At 63.8% G+C, this 15100-nt stretch carries 14 protein-coding genes and 2 pseudogenes; 4 read left to right on the forward strand and 12 right to left on the reverse strand.

Translation table 11 applies throughout. The features are described 5' to 3' along the window. The 10 genes from LB553_RS16240 to LB553_RS16285 form a co-directional block, all read right to left on the reverse strand. Positions 1 to 447 (reverse strand): hypothetical protein, encoded by a 447-nt coding sequence (locus LB553_RS16240; RefSeq protein WP_224514795.1) that lies wholly within the window; start codon positions 445 to 447, stop codon positions 1 to 3. Next, positions 440 to 1546, reverse strand: a complete 1107-nt coding sequence (locus LB553_RS16245) for a hypothetical protein (RefSeq protein WP_224514797.1) — start codon at positions 1544 to 1546, stop codon at positions 440 to 442. Before LB553_RS16245 ends, LB553_RS16240 begins: the two co-directional genes overlap by 8 nt. Further along, positions 1543 to 2061 carry a c-type cytochrome gene (locus LB553_RS16250; protein WP_263484091.1) on the reverse strand — a complete coding sequence of 173 codons (519 nt, stop codon included), beginning with the start codon at positions 2059 to 2061 and terminating at the stop codon, positions 1543 to 1545. Before LB553_RS16250 ends, LB553_RS16245 begins: the two co-directional genes overlap by 4 nt. Positions 2062 to 2081: 20 nt before the next feature. Further along, positions 2082 to 2609, reverse strand: coding sequence for a DUF3341 domain-containing protein (locus LB553_RS16255; protein ID WP_224514801.1), 528 nt, complete (start codon positions 2607 to 2609; stop codon positions 2082 to 2084). Continuing rightward, complete coding sequence (nrfD, locus tag LB553_RS16260) at positions 2606 to 3964, reverse strand: NrfD/PsrC family molybdoenzyme membrane anchor subunit (protein WP_224514804.1); 1359 nt, start codon at positions 3962 to 3964, stop codon at positions 2606 to 2608. Before nrfD ends, LB553_RS16255 begins: the two co-directional genes overlap by 4 nt. Beyond that, positions 3957 to 6932 carry a TAT-variant-translocated molybdopterin oxidoreductase gene (locus LB553_RS16265; protein ID WP_224514806.1) on the reverse strand — a complete coding sequence of 992 codons (2976 nt, stop codon included), beginning with the start codon at positions 6930 to 6932 and terminating at the stop codon, positions 3957 to 3959. Before LB553_RS16265 ends, nrfD begins: the two co-directional genes overlap by 8 nt. Beyond that, positions 6916 to 7422 carry a cytochrome c3 family protein gene (locus LB553_RS16270; protein ID WP_412033346.1) on the reverse strand — a complete coding sequence of 169 codons (507 nt, stop codon included), beginning with the start codon at positions 7420 to 7422 and terminating at the stop codon, positions 6916 to 6918. The genes LB553_RS16265 and LB553_RS16270 overlap by 17 nt, the downstream gene beginning before the upstream one ends. Before the next feature lie 621 nt (positions 7423 to 8043). Further along, positions 8044 to 10323: a xanthine dehydrogenase family protein molybdopterin-binding subunit gene (locus LB553_RS16275; protein ID WP_224514808.1), complete on the reverse strand. Its 2280-nt coding sequence runs from the start codon at positions 10321 to 10323 to the stop codon at positions 8044 to 8046. 2 nt (positions 10324 to 10325) lie between these two features. Continuing rightward, positions 10326 to 11348, reverse strand: a complete 1023-nt coding sequence (locus LB553_RS16280; protein WP_224514809.1) for an FAD binding domain-containing protein — start codon at positions 11346 to 11348, stop codon at positions 10326 to 10328. A 1-nt stretch (position 11349) separates the two neighbouring features. Further along, a complete protein-coding gene (locus LB553_RS16285) occupies positions 11350 to 11970 on the reverse strand; it encodes a (2Fe-2S)-binding protein (protein WP_224514810.1) in 621 nt (206 codons plus the stop codon). A gap of 90 nt (positions 11971 to 12060) precedes the next feature. Here LB553_RS16285 and LB553_RS16290 point away from each other — a divergent pair. Next, positions 12061 to 12279: pseudogene (locus tag LB553_RS16290) on the forward strand (PCC domain-containing protein); the annotation flags it as partial. A 7-nt stretch (positions 12280 to 12286) separates the two neighbouring features. Here the strand turns inward: LB553_RS16290 and LB553_RS16295 are convergent. Beyond that, entirely contained in the window at positions 12287 to 12895 is a 609-nt protein-coding gene (locus LB553_RS16295; protein ID WP_224514873.1) for a cysteine hydrolase family protein, read from the reverse strand. Between the two features lie 176 nt (positions 12896 to 13071). On the opposite strand from LB553_RS16295, the gene LB553_RS16300 reads away from it, so the two are divergent. Next, positions 13072 to 13503 carry a GFA family protein gene (locus LB553_RS16300; protein WP_224514811.1) on the forward strand — a complete coding sequence of 144 codons (432 nt, stop codon included), beginning with the start codon at positions 13072 to 13074 and terminating at the stop codon, positions 13501 to 13503. Beyond that, positions 13497 to 14510, forward strand: coding sequence for an ATP-dependent DNA ligase (locus tag LB553_RS16305; RefSeq protein WP_224514812.1), 1014 nt, complete (start codon positions 13497 to 13499; stop codon positions 14508 to 14510). The genes LB553_RS16300 and LB553_RS16305 overlap by 7 nt, the downstream gene beginning before the upstream one ends. A 35-nt stretch (positions 14511 to 14545) precedes the next feature. On the opposite strand, the pseudogene LB553_RS16310 reads toward LB553_RS16305, so the two are convergent. Then, a pseudogene (locus LB553_RS16310) lies at positions 14546 to 14710 on the reverse strand (FAD-binding oxidoreductase); the annotation flags it as partial. 97 nt (positions 14711 to 14807) lie between these two features. Here LB553_RS16310 and LB553_RS16315 point away from each other — a divergent pair. Then, a complete protein-coding gene (locus LB553_RS16315; protein WP_224514813.1) occupies positions 14808 to 15089 on the forward strand; it encodes a hypothetical protein in 282 nt (93 codons plus the stop codon). The last annotated feature ends 11 nt before the right edge of the window (positions 15090 to 15100 follow it).

A 15100-nucleotide genomic window follows, 5' to 3' on the forward strand; every position in this document is an offset into this window, starting at 1 on the left:
TCATCGCCCTGTCCAGTCCTGCCGCCGGCAGTTTTCGGCCTGCGGTGCGCGGGGAACCGCAGTTGTGAGCAAGGCGCAATCATCAGGCGCCGTGGCAGCTGCCGTCTGTTGCGACCAATCCGGCAGGCCGTGGCTGACCACCGCCCACATGGCGTCATCGATCGGAATGCGGGCGATGCCGGCATTGCGATCGACCCAGCCAAGCGTCTTGAGCTGGCGATCTTCCTCGGCGCGGAACACGGTCAGATCCTGTTGCGGCGTGGTCTGCAGATCCGGGTTTTCGGGACTGGTGTTGGCTGGCAGCGGCAGCCACGTCGGCGCGGTGTTGAAGATGAGCTTCACGCCGATCGCAGCTAAAGCAATGAACAGCAACAGCCCGCCGCCGAAAGCGAGCAGCACACGCGGCTGGACATCGCGCGTCTCGGGGTGACGGTGCGCCTTAGCCATGGGCGACCTCGCGCTTCCACCAGACGATCTTGTCCGGTCGGCGGAGCAGGAAGAGGAACAGCGCGAGCCACAGCCCGCCCACTCCAATCCAGGCGGCCGCATCATGCCACAATGCCAGGACGCCGCCGGAAAAGAGTGGCGGGCGGATACGCCAGAACACATCGGCGAAATGGCCTGCCAAGGCAATTCCGGCGAGCCAGACGAGGCCGGCATGGCTGCGTTTCAGGTTCCGGCTGAGCAGACCCGCAAAGGCAGCCATCTGCAAGGCGACCATCAGGTAGAGCAGGTAGTGCCATCCATCGTCGCCGCGGATGACGTACCAATGGATCTCATCGGGCAGATCGCCGCCCCAGACCACCAGCCATTGCATGAAAGCGAGATAGATCCAGGTCAGCACGAAGCCGAGCAGCATGTTGGCAAGATCTTCGCTGAGCGCGACGTCTTCCTCGCCGCCGGGCATGACCTCCACTGCCCGCCTTGCCGCCAGCACCAGGATCGCCAGGGCGAATGCCCCGACCACCTCGGCCGAGGCTTCGCAAAGCGCATAGATGGTCGAGGTGAATTCAGGCTCGAGCGACAGCATCCAGTCGATGGCAAAAACGCTGACGGCAAGCGCATGAAGGATGAGGCCGAGGGCATATTTCCTGCCGCTGCCACGCTTTGCGGGGTCCTCTAAAGTAAGCATCGTCCAGGCAAGAATGAGCCAGACCGCAGCGCAGAAGGCGAAGCGCAGCAGGAAGAACGACATGTTGAGATAAGCAAGCTTCTCTCGAACCTGCTCAGGAAGCATCGCGGGATCGGCGCCGGCCCATGGGAAGATCAGGTCGAGCCGCATCAGCACCGGCAGGAGCAGGATGAGCGCAAATGGCAGCATCGCGATCATGATCCGCAAAGGCTGGCGGACCGCATCGCCCCAGCGTCCACCGGTCAGCCCGTGCACCATCAGTATGGTCAGCGCGCCGAGCGGCAGGCTGAGCGCGAAGAGAATTGCGGGGAGCCAGGCGCTCAGCATCGCCTTGGCATCGAGCGATACGCCCAGACCGCAGATGACAAGTCCCACGGCGCCCGCCGCCAGAAAGCCTTGCTCGACGCGGCTCATGGCGATGCCTCCGCTTCGAGCCGCGCGCGCATGCTTTGCGGAAGTTCGGCGACTGGAGCGTCGCGCGAATATTGCAGCGCGCGGATATAGGCGACGATCGCCCACCGGTCCTGCGGCGGCACTCGCGCCGCGTAGGAATACATGGCGCCATAGCCGTTGGTGATGACGTCGTAGAAGTGCCGGTCCGTGGCCTTGCGCAGCGCATCCTGATGATAGCTCGGCGGCGCCGGAAAGCCGCGCTGGACGATCATGCCGTGACCATTGCCGGTACGGCCGTGGCAGGGTGAGCAGAAGATGTCGAAACGCTGTCGTCCGCGCTGCAGAAGCTCGATCGTGATCGGATAAGGGATTTTGTCGGGGACCGGCGTCAGATCGGCGTCGCGCGCCACCGTACCCGGCACCGGCGTGCGCGCCGACATGCCGTCGGCGAACTGGTTGCTCGCCTCCAGCGGATCGTAGCGCGGCTGGTCCTCCATATCCTGCCGGCAGCCGGCGACGGCCAGCGCACCGACCATGAGCGTGAGGCCGAGGCGGCTCACGCCTCGACCTCCTCGACGAGCTCGGCGCCGAGCCGCGTCAGCTGGCCCCTCGTCACGCCTTTGCGGTATTTGGGATCGGCCGTTTCGATCAGCAGATAGAACTTGCCGCCGCGCGCGTAGCTGAAGCTCTCGGCGTTGAACACCGGATGGTGATAGCGGGGCAACCCGTTGGCCGCGAGCACGCCCAGGAACCCCGCGAAGGCAGCGCCCAGAATGCCAGCCTCGAAAGCGATGACGACGAAAGGCGGCCAGGAATGCAGCGGCCGGCCGCCGACATTGACAGGGTAGTCGATCTCGACCGAGTACCAGATCAGCGCATAGACGAGTACGGCCCCGGCGATGCCGCCGGCGAGCACGATCCAAGGCAGGCGCGTTTTCGGGATCTCCAATATCCCGTCAAGCTCCTTCATCGGAAACGGCGAGAACGCATCCATGCGCCGATAGCCGCGCTCGCGCATGCCGCGCGCGGCTTCTATCAGCGCTTCCGGCTCGGCAAACACCGCCATGAGACCGTAGAGGCTCATCCGAGCTTGCCCTCTTCCTCAGCCAGTTCCTCGACCTCGAAGATGGTGATCGCTGGCAGGATGCGGATGAACAGGAAGACGAGCGCGAAGAAGGTGCCGATCGAGCCGAACAGGATGCCGAAATCGAGCCAGGTCAACGATTGCTCGCCCCAGGAGGTCGGCAGATAATCTCGGCTCGGCCCCGTCACCACGATGATGTAGCGCTCGATCCACATGCCGACATTGATGGCGACGGCGATCGCGAACAGCAGCGGCATGTTGCGCCGGATGCCTCTGAACCACAGCAATTGCAGCACGCCGCAGTTCAGGCTCAGCATTATCCAGAACAGCGGCGCATAGGGACCCAGGGCGCGCTGCGCCATCATGGCGCGCTCATACGGCTCGCCCGAATACCAGGCGAAGAATGCTTCCGAGACATAGCCATAGGCGACGACCATGCCGGCGGCGATCATCAGCTTGGCGGCATTGTCCATGTGCCGGAGCGTGATCAGGTCCTTGACCGAGAAGGCCCAGCGCAATGGGATGGCGATGGTGAGCACCATGGCGAAGCCGGAGAGCAGCGCGCCGGCGACGAAATAGGGCGGGAAGATCGTCGAGTGGTAACCGGGCGTGATCGCGAAGGTGAAGTCGAGTGAGACGATCGAATGCACCGAAACGACCAGCGGCGTGGCCAAAGCGGCAAGCAGGAAATAGACAACCTGGTAGCGCGCCCAATGATAGGCCGAGCCGCGCCAGCCGAGCGCCAATATGCCGTAGAAGAGCTGCGCCGGTCTCGACCTGGCGCGGTCGCGCAGCACCGCCAGGTCGGGCAGCAAGCCCATATACCAGAACAGCAGCGAGACGGTGGCGTAGGTGGCGATCGCCGCGAAATCCCAGACCAGCGGACTTCGCCACTGCGGCCAGTGCATATGCACATTGGGCAGCGGCAGCAGCCAGTAGAAGAACCACGGTCGCCCAAGATGCAGGATGGGAAACAGGCCGGCCATGGCGACGGCAAACAGCGTCATGGCTTCGGCGAAGCGGTTGATCGAGGCGCGCCATGGTTGGCGCAGCAGCAACAGCACCGCCGAGATCAGCGTGCCGGCATGGCCGATGCCGATCCACCAGACGAAGTTGGAGATCATCGTGCCCCAGACCACCGGCATGTTGATGCCGAGGCCGCCGACGCCGACCGCTATCAGATATGTGATCGAATAGAGCAGCAGCAAAATCAGCAGGAAGCAGAGGAAGAACGCGGTCCAGAAATGCCGCGGCAGGCGGCCGTTGAGCACGATCGAGCCGATGCGTCCGCTGATCTCGGGAAAATCGTGGCGGCCGCGCAGGACGACCGGGTTGTTCGCGCTCGCTTCAGCCATCGGTCGCCTTGCCCGGCTTGGCAAGCTTGCCGTTGGGATTGGAAATCTTGCCGAGATAGGTGGTGCGCGGCCGTGTGTTCAGCTCCTCCAGCAGCGCGTAATTCTGCGGCGCGCTCTTTTCGCGAACGACCTTTGCATCTTTCTTGTTGCGATCGCCGAAGGTGATAGCTTGCGTCGGGCAGGCCTGCTGGCAGGCGGTGACAACTTCGCCATCGGCGATGTCGCGGTTCTCGATCTGCGCCTGGATGCGCTTGGCGCTGATGCGCTGGACGCAATAGGTGCATTTCTCCATCACCCCGCGCGAGCGCACGCTGACATTGGGGTTATGGACGCCCTGCTCCGGACCTGCCTCATCCTTGTCGAAGGATTGATGGTCGAGGAAATTGAAGCGCCGCACCTTGTAGGGGCAATTCTGCGAGCAGTAGCGCGTGCCGATGCAGCGGTTATAGACCTGCGCATTCAGCCCATCATGCGTGTGCACGGTGGCGTTGACCGGGCAGACAACCTCGCATGGCGCCTTCTCGCAATGCATGCAGGGGACCGGCTGGAAAAGCGTCTCGGGCGCATCCAACGGCCCGGCATAGTAGCGGTCGACCCGCAGCCAGTGCATCTCGTGGCCGCGCTCGCATTCTTCCGGGCCGACCGGCGCGATGTTGTTCTCGGCCTGGCAAGCGGAGACGCAGGCCATGCAGCCGATGCAGGCCGAGAGGTCGATCGCCATCGCCCAGGCTTCCTGGTCGTAGGGCCAATCGGGATAGAGTGATTCCGTCGGCGTTGGCGGCGCATCCTGGCGGACGAAATCCGGATTCTGTCGGAAGGCATCGAGGGACGCATGGCGCACGATGGCGCGGCCTTCCATCGCCTGGTGATGCTGCGTGGTGATGACCCGCACGCTATTCTTGCGGGGCGCGATGGCCGCGCCGGCCGCGAACCATTCAGCGCCGCTGCGCAAGCGAAATGCGTCGCAGCCTTCTGCCAGCGCGGCAACGGAACCGGCCTTGCGTCCGAAGCCGAAGGAAAGCGTTATCGTTTCGTCCGGATGACCGGGCAGGATCCAGGCCGGCGCAGCGACGTCCGCCCCGTCGGATGCGATGTTGATGACCTTGCCATTTGCGATCTTCAGCCGCTGCGCGGTGGCGGGCGAGATGAGCGCCGCATTGCCCCAGACGATCTTGGTCAGCGGCCGCGGCAATTCCTGCAGCCACGACGCATTGGCAAAGCGGCCGTCGCGCAGCCACGGATCGGCGACGAACCGTATTTCGATACCGTCACCCGCTTTCGCCGCTGGCCTTAGTCCGCCCAGATCCGGCGGCATGGTGACGGGTACGGGCCTGGCAGCGCCGTTCGGCACAGTGCCGTCGCGCAACGCCTTCTTCCAGGCATCGTCATCGAGTGCTGCCCAATGTTGCTGGACGAGCGACAGCGGATCGGTCTCGAACTGGCCGCCAAGCACGGCGAGCAATTCGTGCACGGTCTTGCCGTCATAGAGCGGCTTGATCAGCGGCTGCACCAGCGAGGCAGTGCCGTCATAGGCGCGGATGTCGCTCCAACTCTCAAGTTCATGCGCCGCCGGCACATGCCAGTGCGCCAGGAACGCCGTCTCGTCACGATAGAGTCCGTGATGGACGAACAAATTCAAGCCGGAGAATGCCTTATGCGCGTCGACACTTGCCGGGGCCGTGTGCAGCGGATTGGTCCCCAGCGCCACGACGGTGTCCACAACCCCATCGCCGATTGCCTCGCGCAGCGCTCCGAGATCGCCGTCGACCGACAGCGCATCCGGCGGCTCGATCAGCTCGACCGTGTTGCCAAGCGCGCCAAGCTTCGCATTGGCGGCAAGCGCGGCGGCGTGAACGAAGGCGCTCTGCTGCGCTCCTGCGATGACCAGCGCGTCGCGGCCCGCCGCCCTCAAATCGTCGACCAGCGCCGCCATCCACGCCTGGTCGATCGGCGAGCCGGAAGTTCCGGTTTGGCCAGTCAACGCCGCGTTCAATCCGGCAGCCACGGCTTCGACTTCACTTGGCTTGATCGCTAGTCGATGATCGGCGGCAGCCCCAGTGATTGTCGGCGTCGACCCCACCGCATAAAGCCGGCTCATCCGGTCGGACGGATCGCGTACACGTCGCCGCGCTACAAAGTCGCGCGCATAGGCGAGCCGACCAGGCCCTTCGCCAAGGAAATCGGCGTCGAAGCTGACGATCGTTTCCGCACGATCGAAGCGGTAGACCGGCGTCAGCACCGACCCGAACAGGGCACGCGACGCCTCCCCCGCGGCCGGCATCGCCAACGGGTCGTGGCGGAAGATTTTCAGTTTCGGATAGCGAGCCCGCAACGCATCGATCTGGGCCGCGAGCGTAGGCGACGTATAGGCATCGAGAAGCAACGCCCCGCCCCGCCCCTGCGATACCGTCCACCGCGAGACAAGCGCCGCCATGTCCTTGAGGAAATCGCCATATGATGCCGGCTGGCCATCCTTGAGCGGCGTGCGTGAACGGTCGGGATCGAACAGCGTCAGCACCGCCGCCTGCATCACCGCGTCGGTGGCGCCGCGCGAGGCCGGATGATCGGGATTGCCCTCGACCTTGGTCGGCCGCCCTTCATGGCTTTCGACGATGGCGCCGATACCGAAGCCGTCACTCGACAGCGTCGTCGCGTAGTAGACAGGCTTGCCTGGGATCAGGATTTCCGGCTGGCGCACATAGGGCAGGATGTTTTCCGCTTTGCTGCAGGCGGCCAGCCCGGCAAGCGACAGCGATGCGCCCATCAGCTTCAGCAGCGTCCGCCGGTTCGGCTTTGCCGGCAGGCGTTCCGCGATTGCCGGGAACTCGGCCTGGACGAAGCGGCGGAATTCGGCAGCGCCGGCGATCTCGTCCAGGCTGCGCCATATTTCGCCGCCATGCGCCAGCCGCTTGCGCAGAGCCTCGATATCGATGGCGGAACCAGGCCTGTCGTCAGCGATGGCAGACATAGCAATCCGTCATCGTCTCGGGGTGGATGTCGAGCACGCCGATCAGCTGCCGCCTGATCTGATCGATGTCCGCAGACGGCTGCCAGTGCATCAGGAACACGTCCTGTGGGGGACGCAGATTGGGTTCCGGGTTGCGATGGCAGCCGAGGCACCACTCCATGCTCAGCGTATGCGCTCGCCTCATCAGCGGCATCTGGTCGACCTCGCCATGACAGGTCTCGCAGGCGACGCCCTTGTTGACGTGAATGGCGTGGTTGAAGAATACGAAGTCGGGCACGCCGTTGACGCGCTGCCATTCGATCGGCTTGCCGCCGACCAAGCTTGCGCGGACCGGCGCCAGCATATCGGCATTGGTGAAAAGCTGCGAATGGCAGGTCATGCAGATTTCGGTCGCCGGCAGGCCCGCCGAAGACGAGGTCTCGACGCCATTGTGACAATAACGGCAGTCGATGCCGAGCTGGCCGACATGGTGCTTGTGACTGAACGGCACCGGCTGCGCCAATGGCTCACCTACTCCCGTAACCAGGTCCGAACGGGGAAGGATTGTCCCGATCGCGGCGGCGATCAACAGAACTGCACAGCTTCCCCATATGACAAAGCGCGCAACGCCATTGGCGTTTTTCGAGAAGATTTGCGGCATCCCCTCGCCGATTCTGCTGAAGGCAAACCCAGAGTTGACGCCCCCTAACGGTGCTTTCGCCGCTAAGGTTCCGAGCCCGTGTCGGAATCACAGAATGGTGACTGCAACCGGGAACAGGTCGCGGATTTAACCCGCAACCACAGCCGCTCCCATGCGCCCGGCGGCACCACTTCACGGAAACCAAGGTCGGCGACGAAGTCATCGCCTACGCTTTGCCGGCCGGGTGACAGAGATCGACCAGCCGGGCTAAAGACTTCAGCGCTTCAGGTCGTTGCGACGCTGTCCCGTCTCTTGTGACGGACCGCCCTTCCGCTCTGCCGGCCGCCGGCTTCGGCGCCTGGCGAGGAAATACATCCAGATCAGAATGAGGATCAGAGGGATGCCCGCGATGGGCAGCATCCACACGCCAAGGTGAAACATGGGTTTCGCCCTATTAGAGAAAATAGCTGTGCGCATGCATCGCAGGCATGCTCAAGCGAGCAACTGCTCGATCCTTATCGGCAGGTCACGGATGCGCTTGCCCGTCGCGTGGTAGACCGCGCTGGCGACGGCGGCGGCCGTGCCGACATTGCCCAGTTCGCCCAAGCCTTTCACGCCGGCTGGATTGACCGCGTGGTCGATCTCCGGCACCAGGATCACCTGCAGGTCCTTGATGTCGGCATTGACCGGCACGAGGTAGTCCTGCAGGTCGCGGTTCACGTAGCGGGCGTAGCGCCTGTCGACCTCGGTCGCCTCATGCAGCGCCTGGCCGATGCCCCAGATCATGCCGCCCATCAGTTGGCTGCGCGCCGTGCGCGTGTTCATGATGCGGCCGGCCGCGAACGCGCCGACGATGCGCGGCACGCGGATTTCCTTGGTATAGCGATTGATGCGCACTTCGACGAACTCGGCGCCGAAGGCATATTTCACCGAATCCTCGTCTTGCTCGCCGCCGTGGAATTCCGGCGTACCCGCATAGAGCTTCTTCAGCGCCTCCGGCGTCGCGCCCTTGGGTGCGAACTCGGCATATTCCTCGATCGCGCCGACCTGCATGGCCTTCAGGACGTCCTCGACCTTGGTCGACGCGCCGCTCTTCGCCACGATCTTTCCGTCGGCAAGCTCGAATTCCTCATTATGGGAGCCGGCCAGCGGACCGCCCTCGGCAGTCGCGGCGGCAAACAGCTTGGTTCGGATAGCGTCGCAGGCCTTGAGCACCGCCGAACACACGCTGGCCGTGGAGATCGAGCCGCCTGAGACGGGCGCAGGAGGCAGGCTGCTGTCGCCCATTTCGACACTGATCTTGTCGATAGCGACGCCGAGCCGCTCCGACGCCATCTGGCCGGCCACGGTGCGCACGCCGGTGCCGATCTCGTGCGAACCGCATTGCAGGCGCACATCGCCATCGACAGTCAGGCGCACGCGCGCCGCGCATGGCGCGACGGCGGTGGGATAGATTGCCGTCGCGCAGCCCATGCCGATCAGCCAGTCGCCGTCGCGCATCGCGCCGATCTTCGGATCGCGCCTGGCCCATCCGAAGGCCTCCGCCGCCTGGTCGTAGCACTGGATCAGCGAGCGGCTGGAGAACGGTTTCTTGCCGATCGGCTCCGTCTTCGGTTCGTTGATCCGGCGGAATTCGACCGGATCCATGCCAAGCGCCACCGCCATCTCGTCCATGGCGTTTTCGAGCGCATAGACATAAGGCGTCTCGGGTGGCGAACGCATGTAACCCGGCGTGTTGCGGTCCGCCTGCACCAGCGAGACATGGGTCAGCACCGAGCCATAGCCGTACATGCGGCCCGTGGCCGACGTGCCGCCAACGACATAGAGATCGGGCCGCGAGGTCACCTCCCAGCCTTCATGCGCGAAAGCGGTGATGCGGCCGTCCTTGCCGGCGCCGATCCTGATGCGGTGACGCGTTTCAGCCCGGTAGGTCTGGGTGCCGAAAGCCTGCATGCGGCTTGTCACGCAACGCACCGGACGCCCGAGCCGCTTGGCGGCCACGGCAACGATCGCGGTGCGCGGGGTCATCGGCCCTTTCGAGCCGAATGCGCCACCGATGAAGGGGCTTACGATGCGCACATTCGCCGGATCCATCTTCAGTTGCCTGGCAAGCTCGACTTTCCAGCCGGTGACGTTCTGCGAGGGCTCATGCACGACGAGTTGGTCGCCCTGCCAGTACGCGGTCGTCGAGAACAGTTCGATCGGATTGTGATGCTGGGTGGGCGTCGAATAGCGCTGGTCGATCTTGACCGCCGCCGCGGCAAAGGCTGCATCGAAGTCGCCGGCCTTGACGTCCTCCTTGAACATCGGGCTTTTGCCGGCCGCCGCAACGGTCTTCGTGCCCGGACTGTCAAAGCTCGCGGTCGGCCTGTCCTCCTCATATTCGGCGCGGATCAACTGCGCCGCCTCTTCGGCCGCCTCGAAAGTCTCGGCAACCGCGAGCGCGATGATCTGGCCGTCATGGAAGATCGTCCGGTCATGCAGTGGACCGATCGATGTGGCGCCGGAATTGCCGAATTTCGGCTTGTCGACCTTGTCCATGTCACCATAGGTGACGATGTCGAGCAGGCCAGGCACAGCGCGGGCATCGTCGAGACGAAGCTTCGTCACCTTGCCTCTGGCGATGCTGCTGGTGGCCAGCGCGCCATAGGCGATGTTGGCGGCCGGCAGGTCGGCGGGGTAGTGCGCCTGCCCGGTGACTTTCAACCGCGCATCGACGCGCGGCAGCGGTTCACCCTGGTTTTCCTTGGGTCTTGGAGCGGCAGCGTCCATGGTCACACCTTCATGTCGCGGGTTTCGAGCAGCGCGCGCACCAATGTTCGCTTGCCGAGTTCGATCTTGAACGCGTTGTGTTGGCGGGGCTGGGCCTCGGCGAAGGCGGCGTCCGCCGCTGCTCCTGCCGACGCATCGTCAAGCTTCTTCCCTTGCAGGATTTCCTCGGCCGCGCTGGCGCGCCACGGCACGGTCGCCACGCCGCCGAGCGCAATGCGTGCCTCGCGCACAGTCTCGCCGTCGAGGTCGAGAGCAACGGCCGCCGAAGCCAGCGCAAAGGCATAGGATTCGCGGTCACGGATCTTCAGATAGAGCGAGCGCCGGCCCCACGGCAGAGCCGGCACCTCGATGGCGGTGATGATCTCGTCGGCGGCGAGATCCGTCTCGATATGCGGCGTATCGCCGGGCTGCCGATGCAGCTTGGCGAACGGGATTTTGCGCGCGCCGCGCGAACCCTCGGTGAGAACGACGGCGTCGAGCGCGATCAGCGCCTGGGCGAAGTCGCCATGATAGGTGGCGATACACGCGTCGCTGCCTCCCAGCACCGCATGCTGCCGGTTGAAGCCGTCCATAGCGGCACAGCCCGACCCCGGCACACGTTTGTTGCAAGCCCAAGACGTCTCGCGAAAATATTCGCAGCGCGTGCGTTGCAGGACATTGCCGGCGAGGCTTGCCATGTTGCGGATCTGGCCGCTTGCCGCCAAACGCAAACTCTCTGCAATGACCGGATAGCGCTCCTTGACCTCGCGGTGATCCGCAGCCTCGCCCATCCGCACCAGGGCGCCGAAGCGGATGCCGTCTTCCGTTACCCGGATATGCCTGAGCTTTTGCTCCTCGAGCCGGTTGAGGTCGAGCAGACGGTTCGGCTCAGCGACCCCCAATTTCATATGATCGGCGAGATTGGTGCCGCCGGCGATGAACTGCGTATTGGCTCGCGTCGGCTGATCGTCGCGGGTCGTGAAGTTGGATGCCAGCGCGACCGCTGCGGAAATGTCGGTCGGTTGTTCATAGACGAAAGGCCGCATCTCAGGCCCCTCTCGTTTCGCCGCGTGCCTGCAGAACGGCGGCGACAATGTTGGGATAGGCGGCGCAGCGGCAGATATTGCCGCTCATATATTCACGGATGTCATTCTCGGATTCGGCGTGACCTTCATTGACGCAGCCGATCGCCGACATGATCTGGCCCGGCGTGCAGTAGCCGCATTGGAAGGCATCGTGGTCGATAAAGGCCTGCTGCATCGGATGCAGCTTGCCGTCGCTGGACGCGAGCCCTTCGATTGTCGTCACATCCTTGCCGTCGTTCATCACGGCGAAGCTCAGACAAGAAAGTACGCGCTTGCCGTCGACCAGCACCGTGCACGCGCCGCACTGGCCGTGATCGCAGCCCTTCTTGGTGCCGGTGAGCCCGGCGTGATCACGCAACGCGTCGAGCAGGCTCGTTCTGGGATCGAGCGAAAGCTCGTGACGTTGCTTGTTGATCCGCAACGTCGTGACGACCGGCTCCCTTAGCCGTGCCCCTGACTGTGTGACTTCTTGCGTCTTGGCCTGTGAGCCAAGCAGAGGCACGGCCGCGGCGGCGGACACCGTGCCAGTCATGAAATTTCGTCGGTTGAGAGCAGCAACATGGGAGGCTGAAGGCTTGGACATGCTCGCTCCGTCGCTGGCTGGTCATTGGCCCCAACCGATGAGCCAAGCCATTGTTCCGAATTCACTCGCGAAACCGCCGAGCTTCACAAGCTGAGCGCGATCGGCGACATTGCCGTCGACGATAAAGGCAAACCCAGTCTTCACGTGCATGCCGTGCTCGGCCTCGGCGATGGGTCGACGCGGGGCGGACACCTGCTGGAAGGCTACGTGCGACCCACGCTGGAGGTCACGGTGCTGGAATCGCCTGGCCACCTGCGCCGCCGGAAGCGTTCCGAGCTTGGCGTTGCGCTGATCGATCTCGAGGCGGAGCAGCCTCTCAATTCCAGGCCGAGAGAACGACCTCCATCTCCACCGTCTCAACCTGCTGGGCAAAGCGCTGGTGATAGACGGTCATCAGCGCATCATGAGTAGCGTCGGAAGAGCTGCAAAGCGCATCCGTGACCAGCACGACGCGGTAGCCGACGTCGATCGCTCCCAGAACGGTGGCTAGAACGCAGACATCGGTTTCGCCGCCGGTGATCACCAAAGTATCGACACCTCGGCCGGCAAGCTCAGCCTGCAGTCTGCCCTCCGGCCAGGGCGAATAGACATGCTTGTCGATCACTTGGGCCGGCGGGCAAAATGCGCGCAGCGCCGGCAGCAAGTCCACCATCTGCGGGCCGACGGCTTCGACCGTCATCGAGGCCCATCGCTCGTAGTAGCGTCTCCAGGTGCCTACGCCCTGCCCCGCCCGCGCCGCCGGAATAAAGCGGGTAAAGATCGTCTGCTCGGCCTTTCTTTCGACCAGACTCACAATTCTCGGAAGGACCCGGGTAATCCAGGGCGTCGCCCATTCCGACGGCTCGGCAAACAGCTTTTGCATGTCGACGCAAAGATGGGCGCAGTGATCGCCAAGCGGCCCATAGGTCAAGCCCGGAGCTGACATCAGAACACCCGATAAATTCGGCTCGGCGGAAGCGGGATGAAGCGGAAATGCATGTACGGCAACGCGCGGCAGTGGTGATTGGAGATCAAGGCCTGGTCCTTGGAATGTTGAACAACGCTTTGGTTCGTTGGCTGTTCCCGCCGGAAACCAGATCCCGCGCCGACCGTTCAAGCTGAATGGATGCAGCAGAGACTCTCACCAACGCGGCGACTGGCGAACGTTCAGGCGGATGCCTCTGCGGCAAGATCCGTTACCGCGTGACCGGCAATCCACGTGTGCACTACTGTCATTGCGACATGTGCCGCCGCGCGACCGGCAGCGCCTTCGCGGTGCTCGCTTGGCTGCCTTGTGCCGACGTGTCATGGCTGGGCGACGAGCCGTGCTTCCGGCGCTCATCACCTCTCGCCAGACGCGGCTTCTGCCAGGTTTGCGGCTCTCCTCTTACCCTGGCCTACGACGCAGCCCTCAGCGAGATCGCGCTGCATGTCGGAACCTTCGACAATCCGGCCGATCTTGAGCCGCAATACAATTACGGATCTTCGCAGCGGCTCGGCTGGGTTTGCTGCGGCATCGACCTGCCTCATCGCGATACGGAAGAGCGATGGTAGCCGCGCGGGCAAACAGCTTCCCATTGCCGTTGGACACGCCGCCAATGGAAGCGCGAACTGCGGAAACGTTGCCGACGGAGAACGGGCCTTGGCAGTATGAGCCGAAATGGGATGGCTTCCGCTGCCTCGCCTTCAAGGGCAAGGAGGACGTCGATCTTCGCGCCAAATCCGGCAAGCCGCTCGGGCGCTACTTTCCGGAGCTGATCACCACGGTGCGAAGGCTCGACGCCAAGGATTTCGTCGTCGATGGCGAGATCGTGATCGAGATCGACGGTCGCGCTTCCTTCGACGCGTTGCAGATGCGGCTGCATCCGGCGGAAAGCCGCATTCGCAAGCTGAGCATGGAGACGCCGGCGCGATTGATCCTGTTCGACATGCTTGTCGCGCCGACCGGCAAGATCATGCTCGAAGCGCCACTGGCCGACCGACGCGCGGCATTGGAGACGTTCATATCCGGCTGCGCAGGCGGAGCGCTGCGGCTATCGCGATCGACCACCGACATTGCGACTGCCGAGCGATGGCTGCGGGGCTCGGGCCAGGGTTCGACCGACGGAGTTGTCGCCAAGGGGCTTGACGAGCCATATCGGCCCGGCGAGCGCGCTATGATCAAGGTAAAACGGCTACGCACGGCCGACTGCGTGGTCGGCGGCTTTCGCTATCTCAATGGTACGCGGCTAGTCGGATCGCTGCTGCTCGGCCTCTACAACGACAATGGGCAGCTCGATCATGTCGGCTTCACCTCGACCATCGCCAGTGGCGAGCGCGCCGCTCTCACCGAGAGGCTCGAAAAATTGCGTGGCGGGTCAGGCTTCACCGGCAAGGCACCGGGCGGGCCGAGCCGATGGAGCACCGAACGCAGCGGAGAGTGGGAACCGGTGCGGCCAAAACTGGTCGTCGAGGTCCGCTTCGACCATGTTACCGGCGGCCGTTTCCGGCACGGCACGAGGCTCTTGCGCTGGCGACCCGACAAGGCGCCGAGCCAATGCACGTTCGAGCAGATCGAATAGCTTCCAATCCGCTCGCAACGATGGCTCTCAGAATCACGTTTTGAAGCGAAGAGATCCGCATCGGCATCCTGTGCGCCGGCGATCGAGGCGGAAACGATCTCGGAAGCAATCTGTGAAAAGGTGATCCCGTTGCCGCCATAGCCCATCACCGCATGAATTCGCGGATGACCGGGCACGCTGCCGATGATGGGAAGGCCGGTGCCGGGCAGTCGCGCCAACCGTTCGTGATTGGATAAGAAGCGGAACAACTGTTTCGGCGAAGGGTTTTTCACTCGAAGCTCAGCATTGGAGAACGTCATGGACCCGCGCGACAAACAGCGGCCTGCAAAGACCGAAGAAACCGAAGCCCCGACCATCGAGCAGCAGGACTGGGATGCCCTGGAGGGCGGCAGAATCCTGCCTGACAGCGTTGCCGTGAACGGTGACCCGCAGGATGATGCTGAAGCGGAAGGCGACCTGCCGGAAGAGGATGACGATAACCCCTTCCAGGAAAGTGACGAAGCCTTGCCCGACGATCAGGAAGAGCGTGTGCTGTCCAAGGATCCTTCCAAGGAAGGCAGCCGGTTTGACGAAGTCTAGCCGATCACCAA

The organism is Mesorhizobium sp. CA8 (assembly GCF_020164955.1).
In the GTDB taxonomy this organism is placed as follows: Bacteria; Pseudomonadota; Alphaproteobacteria; order Rhizobiales; family Rhizobiaceae; genus Mesorhizobium.